The following is a 15076-nucleotide window of genomic DNA, read 5'->3' on the forward strand; positions in this document are numbered from 1 at the left end:
CCCTTCGAGGAACACCGACCCATCAACTCAGCAGCCGTCCGGAACGGCAACGGCAACTCCGCCTTCGTCTCCTCCAACTCCGCCCGCGCCGCGTCCTCCTCACCCTCCCGGACAATGAACCCCCCACCCACAGAGAAAAACGTCGCCTCCCGCAACATGGTGCCCTCAGCATCAGAGACGGCGAACTTCATCCCGTTCGTATGCCGCGGCAACACCGTCAACGGATGCAGGACCATATCCTCCACCGCATACGCCAACTGAACCCCGGCACCAGCACCGCCAGCACCAGCCAAATTCAGCTTCCCGGTCTCCGCGATCGCAGCCAACCGCTCCTCCACCTCATCGGGCAAGATCAACTCCGGGTGGTAACCCTCAAGACCCAACAAAGTCGCAGTCATGGTCCCGTGGCCCCGACCCGTCGCAGCCAACGAACCATACAAATCAACCCGCAACGACGCCACCCGATCCAGCACACCGGACTCACGCAACTCACCAGCGAACACCGCAGCAGCCCGCATCGGCCCCACAGTATGCGAACTCGACGGGCCAATACCCACAGTGAACAGATCGAAAACACCAACAGCCATAGTCGGGATCCCTTAATACAGCTTGAAACGGTCCGGCAGATGGTCCTGCCGGATGGCCTCCCCGCTTGTGGCGGCAGACAGCCGAAGCACAACGCCGGATGGCCCCCAAAGGCGGCAACCCGGCGTCGCAAATTATTCAGTTTGTTTATCCCACGCTACGCCCAAGTGGCCGCGGTGTGGGCCCGATGGGACGGCATCCTCCGCGGGCTCGGTCGCTTGAGCGCCCGCTGAGCGGACGCGAAGCTCCCTTAGACGCCCGCTTCCGGACGCCGGCCCAAGGGGCAGGCGTTTCGGTGCCGGACCGGGGTATCACTGCGCAACATGCCGTGCGGACGGCATATCCAGCAGCGAACCCCCGAAATGGCCAGCCAAGGCACCAGGAGCTACGAGAGGTCTCCGCCGTTCTTGGAGGCGTACTCCTCGGCCGAAAGCAGCGGACCGTCGGACTCAGCCGCAACCTTGAAGAGCCAGCCGGCGCCGTAAGGATCGTTGTTGATCAGGGCAGGATCGCCCACTACGGCATCGTTGATCTCCGTGACCTCACCAGTCACCGGCGAGTACAGGTCCGAAACAGACTTGGTGGACTCAACCTCACCACAGGTCTCGCCTGCGGTCACCGTGGAACCAACCTCGGGCAGATCGACGTACACGATGTCGCCCAGCGCGTCAGTGGCAACCTCGGAAATCCCGACGGATACAAGGTTCCCTTCTTCGCGGGAGACCCACTCGTGCTCGTCGGAGTACTGAAGTTCGGGCGCTACTTTGGGCATTCTGTTTCCTTACTGTGGTTGATCAAAAACTATGGCTGGGTGGGGGTACGGCGCACCGGATCACCCCCGGCAGGTTGCCACTCCTCCAGCATTAAGCGGTTCACGAATCGCCGGTGGGCAATCGGATTCGAGCCTGGCGACCGGCAGCATGCGTCTAAGGGAGCATCGCGTCCGCTCAGCGGGCGCACATGCGACCGAGCATGCAGAGGTCGCCAGGTTCGAAGACTCCCGGCCTACTTTTGGCGCTTATAGAACGGCAATGCAACGACTTCGAATGGCTCGCTCTTACCGCGCAGATCGATGTCCAAAGCAGTGCCAAGCTCGCTGTGCTCGACGTCCACGTAGGCAAGCGCTACCGGGTAGCCGAGCGTCGGGCTGGGCTGGCCGGAGGTGACCTCGCCAACCACGGCACCGTCCTTGAGGACCGGGTAGTGGCTACGACCAGCGCGGCGGCCCAGGCCTTTGAGGCCTACGAGCTTGCGCCCGCTGGTGGAGCCGGCGCCGTCGGCCTTGAGCGCAGCGAGTCCCTCCTTGCCGACGAAGTCGCCTTCCTTGGAAAGTGCGACCACGGGACCGAGTCCTGCAGCGAAGGGGTTGCCTTCGCGGGAGAGTTCGTTGCCGTAGAGCGGCATGCCGGCTTCGAGCCGCAGCGAATCACGGGAAGCCAGACCGGCCGGGGTGAGTTCGCCTTCTTCGGCGGCGTCGGCGACTGCCTGCCACAGCGCTGCTGCGGATTCGTTGGCCACGAAGATCTCGAAGCCGTCTTCGCCGGTGTATCCGGTGCGGGCCAGCAGCAGATCCTGGGTGCCGCCGTCGAACGTGAACGGGACCTCAACAGCGGCGTAGTACTTCAGTTCGGTGACCAGCGCGTGCTGCTCTGCGGGCACAAGGCGCAGGAGGATGGCTTCGGCCCGCGGACCTTGGACAGCAATCAGCGAGGTCTCGGCGGAAGCGTCCTCAACAACCACGTCGAAACCAGCGGCGCGCTCCAGCAGCGCAGCAGCCACTACCTTGGCGTTGCCGGCGTTCGGCACCACGAGGAACTTGTCCTCGCCACGACGGTACGTGATGAGGTCATCGATGATGCCGCCGTCTTCCTGGCAGATCAGCGAGTACTTGGCCTTGCCGATGGCCATGGCAGAGATCTTGCCTACCAGGGCGTAGTCGAGGAATGCAGCGGCTTCCGGTCCGGTGACCCAGACTTCGCCCATGTGGGAGAGGTCGAACAGGCCGGCAGACTTGCGCACTGCGTGGTGTTCGGCCAACTCGGAGGAGTACTTGAGCGGCATCTGCCAGCCACCGAAATCGGTGAAGGACGCGCCCAGCTTCTTGTGCTCTTCGTAGAGAGCTGTGTAATTCTCAGTCATTGCGGGACCGTCCTTAGTTCTCGAAGTCTTCGATCGGCGGGCAAGAGCACACGAGGTTGCGGTCACCGGCCGCGCCGTCAATGCGGCCAACAGGCGGGAAGTACTTGTCCTGCTTGAGGTGGTGGACCGGGAAGGCGGCCTGCTCGCGCGGGTACGCGCGGTCCCAATCAGAACTTACGACGGCGGCCGCTGTGTGGGGTGCCTTGCGCAGCGGCGAGTTCTCTACCGTGAAGTCGCCGTGGGCAACTTGGTCGATTTCCTTGCGGATGGTGATCATGGCTTCGATGAAGCGGTCGATCTCCACGAGGTCTTCGGACTCGGTGGGTTCCACCATGAGCGTTCCCGCAACGGGGAACGCCAGCGTGGGTGCGTGGAAGCCGAAGTCGATGAGGCGCTTGGCAACGTCCTCAGCGGTGACGCCGGTCTTGGCCGTGAGTTCGCGCAGGTCCAGGATGCACTCGTGGGCCACGAGTCCGCCTTCGCCCGTGTAGAGAACCGGGAAGTGGTCGTTGAGGCGGGAAGCGATGTAGTTCGCAGCGAGCAGCGCAGACTTGGTTGCTTCGGTGAGGCCCTGACCTCCCATGAGCTTTACGTAGGCCCAGGAGATCGGCAGCACGCCGGCCGAGCCAAAACGGGATGCGGAAATCGGGACGTCGTTGCCTTCGGTCCAGGATGTTGCGTCGCCCGGCATGAACGGCGCGAGGTGTGCCTTGGCTGCGACCGGGCCAACGCCCGGTCCGCCACCGCCGTGCGGGATGCAGAAGGTCTTGTGCAGGTTCAAGTGTGAAACGTCGCCGCCGAACTTGCCCGGCTGGGCCAAACCAACGAGTGCGTTGAGGTTGGCGCCGTCGATGTACACCTGGCCGCCGGCCTCATGGATGGCGTCGCAGACCTCGCGAACGTCGGCATCGTAGACACCGTGCGTGGACGGGTAGGTGATCATGATGGCCGAGAGGACGTCCCTGTTGGCCTCGATCTTGGCCTTGAGGTCGGCGTGGTCGATGGTGCCGTCAGCGGCGGTAGCCACAACAACAACCTTCATGCCTGCGAGCACCGCAGAGGCCGCGTTGGTGCCGTGCGCGGAAGCCGGAATGAGGCAGACGTTGCGCTGCTCATCGCCACGGGAGTGGTGGTAGCCGCGGATCGCAAGAAGGCCCGCGAGCTCGCCCTGGGAACCGGCATTCGGCTGGATGGAGACTTGGTCGTAGCCAGTGATTTCGGTCAGCTGGGATTCGAGGTCGGCGATGAGTTCACGCCAGCCTTCGGTCTGGGAGTCCGGAGCGAACGGGTGGATGGAGGCGAACTCGGGCCAGGAAATGGCTTCCATCTCGGCCGTGGCGTTGAGCTTCATGGTGCAGGAACCCAACGGGATCATGGTGCGATCCAGTGCGAGGTCGCGGTCCGAGAGCTTGCGGATGTAGCGCAGCAACTGGGTCTCGGAACGGTGGGTGTTGAACACCGGGTGCTGCAGGTAATCGCTCGAGCGCTCAACGGATGCCTCCAGCGCAAAGCCTTCAGCGGTTTCGGTGACCGAAGCGCCAAAGACGGCTGCGACGTCGGCGACAACCGCCGTCGTGGTCGTCTCGTCAACGGAGATGCCGACGGTGTCGGCGTCGATGCCGCGCAGGTTGATTCCCTTTGCCTCGGCGGCGGCGACGATTTCGGCAGCCTTACCGGGAACGCTGACGGTGATCGTGTCGAAGAAGGAACCGTGAAGGACCTCGACGCCGGCAGCCTTCAGGGAAGCGGCGAGGGTCCGGGCGTGGCCGTGGGCGGTCTCAGCAATCGCCTTCAGGCCTTCGGGACCGTGGTAAACGGCGTACATCGACGCCACGATGGCGAGCAGCGCCTGGGCAGTGCAGATGTTGGACGTGGCCTTCTCGCGGCGGATGTGCTGCTCGCGGGTCTGCAGCGCCAAGCGGTAGGCAGGGACACCGGCGTCGTCCTTGGAAACGCCCACCAGACGGCCGGGCATGGAACGCTCGAGCCCCTTCTGGACGGCCATGTACGCAGCGTGCGGGCCGCCGAAGAACAGCGGAACGCCCAAGCGCTGGGCCGAACCGACGGCGATATCGGCGCCCTGCTCGCCCGGAGGCGTGATGAGCGTCAGGGAGAGCAGGTCTGCTGCGACCGTCACCAGGGCACCGCGTTCCTTGGCGTCGGCAATGACGCCGGAGTGGTCGAACACGCGGCCGGAAGCGCCCGGCTGCTGGAGGACGACGCCGTTGATGGCGCCTTCCGGGAGCCCGAGCGAGAGGTCAGCGACCTCAACCTCGAACCCGAGTGCCTCGGCGCGGCCTTTCACGATCGCGATGGTCTGCGGCAGGCAATCGGCGTCAAGGACGGTCTTGCCGTCCCTGGCGGCTGCGTTTTGTCCGGTGGACTTATTGGCCCGGCGCATCATAAGGACTGCCTCGGCCACTGCCGTTGCTTCGTCCAGCAGGGAGGCGTTGGCGATCGGCAGGCCCACAAGGTCCTGGACCATGGTCTGGAAGTTCAGGAGTGCTTCGAGGCGGCCCTGCGAGATTTCAGGCTGGTACGGGGTGTACGCGGTGTACCAGGCCGGCGCTTCGAGGATGTTGCGGCGGATCACCGGAGGCGTCACGGTGTCGTAGTAACCTTGGCCGATCATCTGAACGGCCGTCTTGTTCTTCGAGGCCAGCTTGCGCAGCTCGGCAAGAACCTCGACCTCGCTCAGGGCGTTCTGCAGAGTCAGCGCAACATCCTGGCGGATGTCGTTGGGAACTGCGGTATCTACCAGCGAGTCCACGGTGTCGTAACCGACGGACTTCAGCATGGTGTCAATGTCGGCCTGGCGGCGGGCGCCAATATGCCGATCGACGAAGGTGGTGGAGGCAGAACTAACCGTCACGAAGGAACTCCAATACTTGGGCGGCGTTTGGGTACGCCACAGCGGCTCGGGTTCCTCCCCGCTCTGTATTGGACCTGAGAGTTTCCACGCTGCCACGCTTTCGCATGGCACATCGCTTGCACCGTCGGTGAGCACAGCATCTTTGGCGCCAGTGGCGCGGACTGATTGCCTGCTGCTTTCCAGAGTTGCCTCGCCGCGGCGGTGCATGGGCCTGAGAGATTCCTGGGGAGGGTTTGCTCCTACGGCGCCCGCATCACTTGCTTGCAGGACTCTCCCGCCGCAGATCAAAGGCGTATTCAGTTGTTGCGACCAATTTATGGACAGGCCACAAGGGTTAATTGTCCTACGCGGCGGGCCCCGCCGCAAATGGATGACTGGTTACTTCCGCAGGCGGTCCAGGACCCGGAGCAGGATTTCGACGTCGGCCTCCCGACCGGCGTTGCCGCCCTCCTGTCCGCCTTCTTGGCCGCCTTCGAACATCGCGTTGAAATACAGCCCGTCGCCCATGTAGCTCACGGCTTTGGCAACCTCAGGCCCCACGTCTTCGGCCAGGACATCGAGCCACTGCTGTTGAATGCCCGCGAACCGGCGTCGGGTCTCTTCGTGGGCCACTTCAGCCAGTCGGGTCGCTGCGACGAAGGCCCGGTCCATGGGTGTTCCGGCCCAGAGCGATGACCGAATGAAGTACACGGCAGAGCCGTCGGGCGCAGCCTTCATTTGCTCGATATCCTCCTGAGCCAGCTGATCCAAGCGCTCAAGCAAGGCGCTGATCAGGGATTCCTTGCTCGGGAAGTGATACAGCAACCCGCCTTTGGAGACCCCTGCCCGCTTGGCGACGGCGTCGAGCGTGGCAGCACGCTCCCCCACCTCAATCAGAAGGGCTTCGTAGGCATCCAGGACAGCGTCCCGGGCAACAGGTTTTCGTGGCATGAGTACATCATTCCCTAAAGGTGCATCGTTCGACATTTGTAACTGTACCGTCTGGACGGTACAGTTAGGGGCATGTTCACTTTGTCCTCTACCCCCAGCCCCCGTACCACCGAACAAGAGACCGTCGAGCGCGGGACCGTCGAGCGCGGGACCGCCGTGCGCAGGCCCGTCGCGATTGAGAGCCCCGCCCAGGCGTCCGCCGCGCGCCAGCCGGCACCGTGGCGCGACTGGACCGCCCTGGCACTCTTGATGTTCCCGGTACTGCTGGTAGCAGTGGACAACACCGCCCTCACCTTCGCCCTGCCGGAAATTGCCCGCACCCTGGACGTGGGTGGCGTGCAGCTGCTCTGGATCGTGGACGCATACCCGCTGGTCCTGGCTGCACTGCTGGTCTCCATGGGCAACCTCGGCGACAGGATCGGTCGGCGTCGGCTGCTCCTGATCGGCAGCACCGGCTTCGCTGCAGTCTCGGCGGCCACGGCGTTTGCACCATCGGCGGAATGGCTCATTGCCGGCCGGGCCGCGTTGGGTGTGTTTGGCGCGATGCTGATGCCATCCACGCTGTCGCTGATCAGGAACATCTTTGTGGACCCCAACCGCCGGCGGCTCGCGATCGCAGTTTGGGCGGCCGGCTTTTCCGGCGGCGCCGCACTTGGGCCGATCTTTGGCGGCTGGCTCGTGGAGCATTTCTGGTGGGGCGCCGTGTTCCTGGTGGCTACCTTCCTGCTCCTGCCGCTCCTGGCCTTCGGAACCACCTTCATCCCGGAATCCAAAGATGCCAATCCCGGTCGGGTCGACGTGCCCAGCATTGCCCTGTCCGTCCTGACCATGGCCCCGTTCGTCTACGGCATCAAAGAATTCGCCGTGCATGGATTCGGCGCCTCCGCAGTGGCCTTCATGGGCTTCGGCCTCATCATGGGCATTCTCTTTGTCCGGCGCCAACGGCACCTTGCGGCCCCGATGCTCGATGTCCGCTTGTTCAAGAACAAGGTGTTCAGCACCGCGATCGTGGCGAACGTGCTCTCCTTGTTCTCCATGACGGGCTTCATCTACTTCTTTGCCCAGCACCTGCAGCTCGTTGAGGGCCAGTCCCCCATGGAAGCCGGGATCGCCATGATTCCCGCACTCCTGGCAACAGTGGCCGCCGGCCTGCTGGTGGTGCCCCTGGTCAAGCGTGTGCGGCCAGGTTTCGTTGTGGCAGGCGGCCTGACCCTCAGCGCCGTCGGATACCTCGTAGTAGCTGTAGGTGACCACGGAACCGGGCCTGTATTCCTGCTGTCGGCCTTGACCGTACTGGCTATAGGCGCGGGTGCCGCGGAGACGATCTCCAACGACCTCATCCTTGGTGCCGTGCCGGCAGCCAAGGCCGGCGCTGCATCAGCGATCTCTGAGACAGGGTACGAGCTCGGTTCGCTGCTGGGAACTGCGGTCCTCGGCTCGATCCTCACGGCTTCCTACCAGCACAACCTCATCCTGCCTGATGGTCTCTCCGCCAATTCTGCAGGGAATTCCGGGGAGACACTGGCCGGCGCCGTGGACGCCGCCGCTGCACTACCCGCTCCCCTGTCGGACGCACTGACAGCCGCCGCCCGGACAGCTTTCGAATCCGGGGTCCACATCACTGCGGCGATTGGGCTGGTACTGATGGCCGGCGCGGCGGTGCTTGCCGCCGTCGTACTCCGCAGCGTTCCGAAGGCGAAGTAGGTTCTTTCGAACCGGGAATGCCGGGCCACCGATGCGGCCCGGCATTCCTGTATCTCGATACACTGGCCAAACCTGCGGAGTCGAACGGTAAGGGTAATCCCTCATGACAATCGATCTTGAAGAACTCTACAAAGACCTCCACGCGAATCCGGAGCTCTCGTTCCAGGAAGTACGAACGGCCGAAATCGTCGGCAGGCACCTGGATGAGCTGGGGTTCGTGGTGCACCGCTATGTAGGCAAAACCGGCGTAGTGGGCGTCCTCGAAAACGGTCCCGGCCCGGTTGTCATGCTCCGCGCCGATATGGATGGGCTGCCCGTCAAGGAAGCCACCGGGCTGGACTACGCAAGCTCGGCAGTCGGCGTCGACCATGACGGAAAAGACGTGCCGGTGATGCATGCGTGCGGGCACGACGTCCACGTGAGCTGCCTTATCGGAGCGGTGGAAATGCTCGCCGGCCAGAAGCACGAATGGCAAGGAACCCTGATCGCGGTGTTCCAGCCGGCCGAGGAATGGGGCGGCGGAGCGCAGGCGATGGTCGCGGACGGTCTCTATGACTTGGTGCCCAAGCCCGATGTTGTACTGGGCCAGCATGTGGCGCCGTTCCCGGCCGGGTGGTTCGGTGTCCGGCCCGGCGTCACCATGGCCTCGGCCGATTCCCTCAATGTGACACTTCACGGACGTGGTGGTCACGGCTCGCGGCCCGAAACAACCATCGATCCCGTGCTCATGGCCGCCGCTGCAACCATGCGTTTGCAAGGGATCGTCGCCAGGGAACTCGCCGCCAGTGATTCCGCCGTGGTGACAGTGGGACAGATCCACTCGGGAACCAAGAACAACATCATTCCCGAGACAGCCACCTTGGGCCTGAGCATCCGAACCTTCAGCGACCCCACCAGGGAAAGGATCCTGGGTTCGATCGAGCGCATCGTCCGCAGCGAATCGACGGCATCAGGCTCTCCCAAGGAGCCTGAATTCCACTACGAAGAGCGCTTCCCGTTGACAGTCAATGACCAATCGGCCGCCGGCCGGGTGACGGCAGCATTCCGGGCAAAGTTTGGCGACACCAAGGTCATTGATCCGGGACCCGTGTCAGGCAGTGAAGACGTTGGCGAGCTCTCAACAGCTGCGGGGGCTCCCCTGGTTTTCTGGTTCCTGGGTGGCATGGATGCATCATTTTTCAAGGACTGGGCCACAACGGGCCGCCTGCCGGAGGACGTTCCCTCCAACCACTCGCCGTACTTTGCGCCCATCATCCAGCCGACCTTGACGGCCGGCACCGAGGCACTCGTCACGGCCGCGCGCGAATTCTTGAGCGCTCCCAAGTAGCAGCTTGTGGGCCAAAGGAACCCCGCCCAACGGACAATTCACCACCGGGTGACAGGGTGAAATGTCCGTTGAACGGGGTCGACTTTCTTTAGGCAGGTACGTTCAGCGCAGCGTCGGCATCCCGCAGCACCTTGGCCGCAACCTGAAGGCCCTCGATCCGGCCCAGGGAAACGTCTTCGTGCTCGATGTTGACCAGCATGTTCGGGTCAACCTCATGGAGCGCGCGGAGGAACTCGGTCCAGTAGGCCGTGTCATGTCCGCGACCCAGTGCCACGAAGTCCCAGGCGGAGTTCTTGGGCCACTCGTTGGCCCACTCGTCGCCGCCCAGGTTGGTGCGGTTCTCGTCCGGGGAGAGCCGGCGGAAGCTGTTGTCCAGCACGCCGTAGAGCGCAGCGTTTTCCTTGTTGACGCGGACGTCCTTGGCAGCGGCCTGGAACACGAGAGGCCCGAGTTCGCGGACCACGGCCACCGGGTCCATCTGCTGCCAGAACAGGTGTGAAGCGTCCAGTTCCACGCCCACGTGCGTGGCGCCGGTGAGCTCGATCAGCTTGTAGACGTCGGCCGTGTTGAAGACGATGTTCTGCGGGTGCAGTTCCAAGGCCACCTTGACGTCGTGGTCGGCGGCAAGGCGGTCGGTTTCCTTCCAGAACTCCGCAGCAACACCCCACTGGTAGTCGAGCACGTCGAGAGCGGCGGAGTTCCAGGCGTTGACCACCCAGTTAACGGTGGTAGCTCCGGGTTCTCCGCCTGGCAGGCCGGACATGGTGACCACGCGGTTTTGGCCGAGGCGGTGGGCCAACCGAATGGAGCGGCGGATGTCTTCCGCGTGCTTTTCGCCGATCTCGCGCTTGGGGTGCAGCGGGTTGCCGTTGCAGTTCAGGCCGGCGATGGAAACGCCGGTGCCTTCGAAGATCGCGAGGTAGTCGTCGCGGGCCGCGTCGCTTTCCAGGATCTGGTCAAAGGTTGGCACGTGCACGGCGGGCAGGAACCCACCGGTGTTGATCTCGATGCCCGTGAGGCCAAGATCGGCAATGACCTTCAGGGCCTCGGGAAGCGGGCGGTCGTGCAGGATCGCGTTGTAGACGCCGAGCTTCATAGCGTGATCTTCTTTCCGTTGTTGAGTGCGGACTCGGTGACTGCCCCGAGCAGTTCCATGTTGCGGACACCTTCGTCGAAGGTGGCGCAGCGGGGCAGGGATGCTTCTTCGCTGAGACCTGCAACTTCTTCGAGGAACGCGCGGGCTTGGTAGCCGAAGGCGTCGTTCTGGCCGAAGCCAACCTCGGGGGCATCCATGGCAAGGCCGCCGGCGATGTAGGGGTGGTCCGGGCCGAGGATGACCTGGCGGTAGCCGTTCTCTTTGCCGGAACCGTCGTTGAGGAACAGCTGGATTTCGGACGGGCGGCGCTGGTCGAACTTGGCGGCGCCGTTCTCGCAGAAGACCTCGAACTGGAGGCTGTTGGCGTGTCCGGCCGCGACGCGGGAAACTTCGAAGCTGCCGGCACCGTTGGCGAACTCTGCATTGAAGGCCGCGTAGTCGTCGTTCTCGACGGCCTCGAACGTGTCGCTGACGGCAACGTGGTCGTGGCCCATGACGGCCGCGAGAGGCAAGGGCCGCTTGTCGATCGCCGTCGTGAGGCGACCGCCGCTGATGGACTTAATGTCGCCACAAAGGAACTCGGAAACGTACGTCAGGTGACTTCCGACGTCGGCAAGCGCACCGGAGCCGGGGCCGCCCTTGTAGCGCCAGCTCATGGGAGCGGATGGGCTGAAACCGTAGTCGGTCCAGTAGCGGCCGCTGAAGTGCAGGACATTGCCCAGGACGCCGTTCCGGATGAGGTCGCGGATATAGGCGATGCCCGGCGTGCGGCGGAACGTAAAGCCAATGCGGGCCAGGTTCCCACGGGCTTCAGCAGCGCGGGCAGCGTCAGCCATGGCGCGGGCGTCCTCCAAGGTGTCACTGAGGGGCTTTTCGCAGAGAACGTGCTTGCCGGCAGCGAGCAGGCCTTCCACCACTTCGCGGTGCAGCGAGTTGGCGATCACGACGCTGACCACGTCAATGTCGTCAGCTTCTGCGATGGCCTGCCAGGACGTGTCGTTGCGCTCGTAGCCAAAACGACGGGCAGCCAAGGAACCGAATTCCGCATTGACATCCCCGATCGAGACCAGTCGCACCTGGGGAAGTACGGGGCTGTAGAGGGCAGATGCCGTGCGGTATGCAGCAGCGTGGGCCTTGCCGGCCATGCCTGCACCGATGACGGCGACGCCGAGGCTTTCAGCCATTGATTTCTCCTTCGAAATTTCGCCGCCGCGTGGGGCGCTGTACGGCATTTTGTAGCGCTACAATTTTTACGCTGGATATGATCGTAACTATGTCTATATGTCCTGTCAATCATTAACCGACTATCCTCAAGGACAGACACGAAAGGCACCCGATTCCGTTGAACAGCGCCCAGTCCCGACGCCCCACCCTTTACGACGTCGCCACCCACGCCGGCGTCTCGCCGTCGTTGGTTTCCCTCTTCCTGAAGGACCCCGAGCGGGTCAGTGCGAAGCGGCGTGACGCTGTCCACAACGCCATCTCCGAACTCGGCTACCGGCCCAGCCGCGCGGCCACCACCCTCGCGAGCAGCCGCACCAAGAGCATCGGGCTGGTCATCGACGACTACCGGAACCTCTGGTTCGTTGACCTCCTCCGCGGCATGGAGTCAGTCCTCTCAGACCTCGGTTACCAGGTCATGCTGGCCGACTCCCGGCCCGGCGAGAACCGCATCAAGGAAGCCACGGACGGCCTGCTGGCCATGCACGTGGACGCCCTGGTCATTGCCGCCGAACCGAGCGAGTCCATGCTCGCCCGGACCTGGGTCCCCACCGTGGTAGCCGGCTGGCGGAAGGGCGTCCCAGCAGGAGCGGACCTGATAACGAACGACGACGACGGCGGAGGCAGCATGGCAGCCAACCACCTGCTTGGTCTGGGCCATACGCGAATCGGCCACCTGTCAGGGTCCGACGGCGCGTCAGCACATCGGCGCGCCGGTTTCCGACGCGCCGTGGCGAGTGCCGGCGTCGAACTTCTCATCGGCGAGTCGGAGGGGACGTCGGAGGAAGACGGCTACGGCGCCGCCTGCTGGCTCTTGGACCACCACCCGGGCACCACGGCGATTTTCGCCGCCAACGACACTATGGCGCTGGGCGCCTTCGCCGCGATCAAGGCCCGGGGACTCTCTGTGCCGTCGGACATCTCGGTGATTGGCTACGACAACTCCCCTTTGGCCAAGTCGCGGTACCTTGACCTCACATCGGTCGACAACCGAAGCGACATTGTGGGCGTCGACGCAGCGCACAGGCTCCTGGCACGGATCGAGGACCCGACACTTGAACCGGAGCGGAAGCTGATCGAACCCACACTGGTGCTGCGAAGTACAACGGCTGCCGTCAGGTAGGCCCACAGGAACACGAAAGGCGCCGCGAGAGCAGCGCCTTTCTTCGGACGATGGGGCAAGCCCAATGGCTAGACCTTCTCGCGGATGCGGTCGATTGTCGGTTCGGAAACCTCGAATTCCCTGCGACGGCGTGCCAGGAAGGTCCACCGCGTTCCTTCCGTCCGTGGACGGTTCTCGGCAGGGGCCTCAGGCGCCGGATCCTTGTGCATTTCAGGCTTACGCACGGAGTCCTTCTTCGTGCGCCGCTCGAAGTCCTCATAGTACGAGTAGCACATCTCCAACCTCCTAACGTGGTTGTCCCTTAATCGTCCTCGCACCCGCGCCACAAGTCGACTGTTTTCTGGGGGCTCAGTCGGTGAAGACTTCCTTGGCCACGGCCAGCGCGGACAATGCCTTGGGCCAGCCGGCATAGAAGGCCAGATGGATAATGACTTCCTTCAGTTCGGTCTCGGTGAGCCCGTTGGTCTTGGCCAAGGCGAAATGGCCGCGGAGTTGCTCCGTGTTCCCGCCCGAAATGAGGCTGGCGACTGTCACGAGACTCCGGTCCCGCGGGGAAAGCTCCTCCCGCTTCCAGATGTCGCCGAAGAGCAACCCGTCCGTGAGGTCGACGAGCTTCGGGGCGAAATCGCCGATGAGCTGCTGGGCACGGGTCTGAGTGGATTCTGTCACTGCTGGTGTCCTTTCGTCAGGTTTCTTTCGGTTTCAGGCAGGATCAGTTGTAACGGCGTCCACCCAGCCAGCTGACCATGGCGTGATCGCGGTGATCGAAGAAGAGGCTGTCGCCGGCGTCCAGTGTTGCGATCCGGCTCATTTGCTCATCCGTCAAGGTGAAGTCAAAGACATCGAGGTTCTGGGCCATCCGTTCAGGCCGGACCGACTTGGGGATCACCACGACGTCACGCTGGATGAGCCAGCGGAGCACCACCTGGGCCACGGATTTGCCGTGCGCCTCGCCGATGTTGCTGAGGACCGGATCAGTGAACAAGTTGTTGCGCCCCTCGGCGAACGGCCCCCAGGACTCGATCTGCACGCCACGTTCCCGCATCAGGGCCTGGTCGGCTTCGCGCTGGTGGAAGGGGTGGGTCTCAATCTGGTTAACCGCAGGGACAATCTCGTTGTGGTCAATGAGGTCCACCAACCGGTCCGGGTGGAAGTTGGACACGCCAATCGCGCGGGCAACGCCTTTCTTGTTGAGCTCCTGCATGGCCCGCCACTCGCTGTAGTAGTCACCGAGGGGCTGGTGGATCAGGTAGAGGTCGAGATAATCCAGCCCGAGCCTCTGGAGCGAGTTCTCAAAAGCCCGCTTCGTGTCCTGTTCAACGCTCCCGGTGGGCGCGTGTTGGATCCAGAGCTTGGTGGTGACAAAGAGTTCGTCACGCGCGATTCCGCTCGCCTTGATCGCCGCGCCGACGGCGGCCTCGTTGCCGTAGGACGCAGCCGTATCCAAGTGACGGTAGCCCGCGGCGAGCGCAGCTTCGACGGCAACCTGGGTTTCCTCGTCGGGGATCTGAAAGACGCCAAAGCCCAGGATCGGCATTTCGACGCCGTTGTTAAGGGTCACAGTTTTCATGGTTTTCCTTTGCGGGGGTGCTTGGTTATCGGGTGGTTGAGGTGTGGGCGGTCCGGTAGTCGAGTTCGCTGACCGGCTCGTGCCATGTGGCACTCTCGCCGTCCAGATGCTCCACCAGCGCCAGGTGGCAGAAGATACTGTCCGACGCTGCGCCGTGCCAGTGCTCCTCACCTGGCGGGGTGTGGACCGTGTCTCCCGGCCGCATGACGATGACTGCTCCATCGCGGGTTCCCACGAGTCCGTTTCCCTCCGTGCAGTGGAGGGTCTGGCCCAGAACGTGGGAGTGCCAGTTGGTGCGGGCCCCGGGGGTGAAGTGGACCAACGCAGCCACCAGCCTCGAGGGCGGCGGCCCGGAATGGAGCGGCGTCAGGTAGACATCTCCAACGAACCTCTCGGCCGGAGCCTTCGACGTGGTGGCGGCGGGTACATGTTCCATATGTTCAAGAGAACCAGTCCCTCCCCGCGTGGAGGAGTGCCTGTTGTGAGGTGTACTGGCAGTTCCTGTTAGA

14 protein-coding genes and 1 riboswitch are annotated in these 15076 nt (G+C 63.7%); of the genes, 3 read left to right on the top strand and 11 right to left on the bottom strand.

Annotated elements, in window-relative coordinates; all coding sequences use genetic code 11:
* From ACIQC5_RS20810 to ACIQC5_RS20830, 5 genes are all read right to left on the bottom strand, one after another.
* The coding region (locus ACIQC5_RS20810) for a serine dehydratase beta chain (protein WP_400286846.1) at positions 1-587 on the bottom strand (587 nt) is incomplete at its 3' end.
* A 383-nt stretch (positions 588-970) separates the two neighbouring features.
* On the bottom strand, positions 971-1357 hold the full coding sequence (gene gcvH, locus ACIQC5_RS20815) for a glycine cleavage system protein GcvH (RefSeq protein WP_400286849.1): 387 nt from the start codon (positions 1355-1357) through the stop codon (positions 971-973).
* Between the two features lie 233 nt (positions 1358-1590).
* Positions 1591-2724, bottom strand: coding sequence for a glycine cleavage system aminomethyltransferase GcvT (gcvT, locus tag ACIQC5_RS20820; RefSeq protein ID WP_400286851.1), 1134 nt, complete (start codon positions 2722-2724; stop codon positions 1591-1593).
* A gap of 13 nt (positions 2725-2737) precedes the next feature.
* Positions 2738-5596, bottom strand: coding sequence for an aminomethyl-transferring glycine dehydrogenase (gene gcvP, locus ACIQC5_RS20825; protein WP_400286854.1), 2859 nt, complete (start codon positions 5594-5596; stop codon positions 2738-2740).
* A gap of 189 nt (positions 5597-5785) precedes the next feature.
* Positions 5786-5883, bottom strand: a riboswitch (glycine riboswitch).
* Positions 5884-5974: 91 nt separating this feature from the next.
* A complete protein-coding gene (locus ACIQC5_RS20830) occupies positions 5975-6526 on the bottom strand; it encodes a TetR/AcrR family transcriptional regulator (RefSeq protein ID WP_400286857.1) in 552 nt (183 codons plus the stop codon).
* 72 nt (positions 6527-6598) lie between these two features.
* Here ACIQC5_RS20830 and ACIQC5_RS20835 point away from each other — a divergent pair, with 72 nt between their 5' ends.
* Both ACIQC5_RS20835 and ACIQC5_RS20840 read left to right on the top strand, forming a co-directional pair.
* Positions 6599-8230 (top strand): MFS transporter, encoded by a 1632-nt coding sequence (locus tag ACIQC5_RS20835; protein WP_400286860.1) that lies wholly within the window; start codon positions 6599-6601, stop codon positions 8228-8230.
* Positions 8231-8333: 103 nt separating this feature from the next.
* Positions 8334-9557, top strand: coding sequence for an amidohydrolase (locus ACIQC5_RS20840; RefSeq protein WP_400286863.1), 1224 nt, complete (start codon positions 8334-8336; stop codon positions 9555-9557).
* An 88-nt stretch (positions 9558-9645) separates the two neighbouring features.
* Here the strand turns inward: ACIQC5_RS20840 and ACIQC5_RS20845 are convergent, their stop codons facing one another.
* Positions 9646-10653: a sugar phosphate isomerase/epimerase family protein gene (locus ACIQC5_RS20845; RefSeq protein WP_400286866.1), complete on the bottom strand. Its 1008-nt coding sequence runs from the start codon at positions 10651-10653 to the stop codon at positions 9646-9648.
* Entirely contained in the window at positions 10650-11837 is a 1188-nt protein-coding gene (locus ACIQC5_RS20850) for a Gfo/Idh/MocA family protein (protein WP_400286869.1), read from the bottom strand. The genes ACIQC5_RS20845 and ACIQC5_RS20850 overlap by 4 nt, the downstream gene beginning before the upstream one ends.
* Before the next feature lie 158 nt (positions 11838-11995).
* Between ACIQC5_RS20850 and ACIQC5_RS20855 the strand changes: the two genes are divergently transcribed.
* Positions 11996-12997 (top strand): LacI family DNA-binding transcriptional regulator, encoded by a 1002-nt coding sequence (locus ACIQC5_RS20855; RefSeq protein WP_400286871.1) that lies wholly within the window; start codon positions 11996-11998, stop codon positions 12995-12997.
* Positions 12998-13065: 68 nt separating this feature from the next.
* On the opposite strand, the gene ACIQC5_RS20860 is transcribed toward ACIQC5_RS20855, so the two are convergent.
* From ACIQC5_RS20860 to ACIQC5_RS20875, 4 genes are all read right to left on the bottom strand, one after another.
* Complete coding sequence (locus ACIQC5_RS20860) at positions 13066-13272, bottom strand: hypothetical protein (protein WP_400286874.1); 207 nt, start codon at positions 13270-13272, stop codon at positions 13066-13068.
* A 73-nt stretch (positions 13273-13345) separates the two neighbouring features.
* Positions 13346-13666, bottom strand: a complete 321-nt coding sequence (locus tag ACIQC5_RS20865) for a carboxymuconolactone decarboxylase family protein (RefSeq protein ID WP_400286877.1) — start codon at positions 13664-13666, stop codon at positions 13346-13348.
* A gap of 43 nt (positions 13667-13709) precedes the next feature.
* Positions 13710-14567, bottom strand: coding sequence for an aldo/keto reductase (locus ACIQC5_RS20870; RefSeq protein WP_400286880.1), 858 nt, complete (start codon positions 14565-14567; stop codon positions 13710-13712).
* A 25-nt stretch (positions 14568-14592) separates the two neighbouring features.
* Entirely contained in the window at positions 14593-15003 is a 411-nt protein-coding gene (locus ACIQC5_RS20875) for a cupin domain-containing protein (protein ID WP_400286883.1), read from the bottom strand.
* Positions 15004-15076 lie beyond the last annotated feature (73 nt).

This window comes from Paenarthrobacter sp. NPDC092416, assembly GCF_044755025.1.
GTDB lineage: Bacteria > Actinomycetota > Actinomycetes > Actinomycetales > Micrococcaceae > Arthrobacter.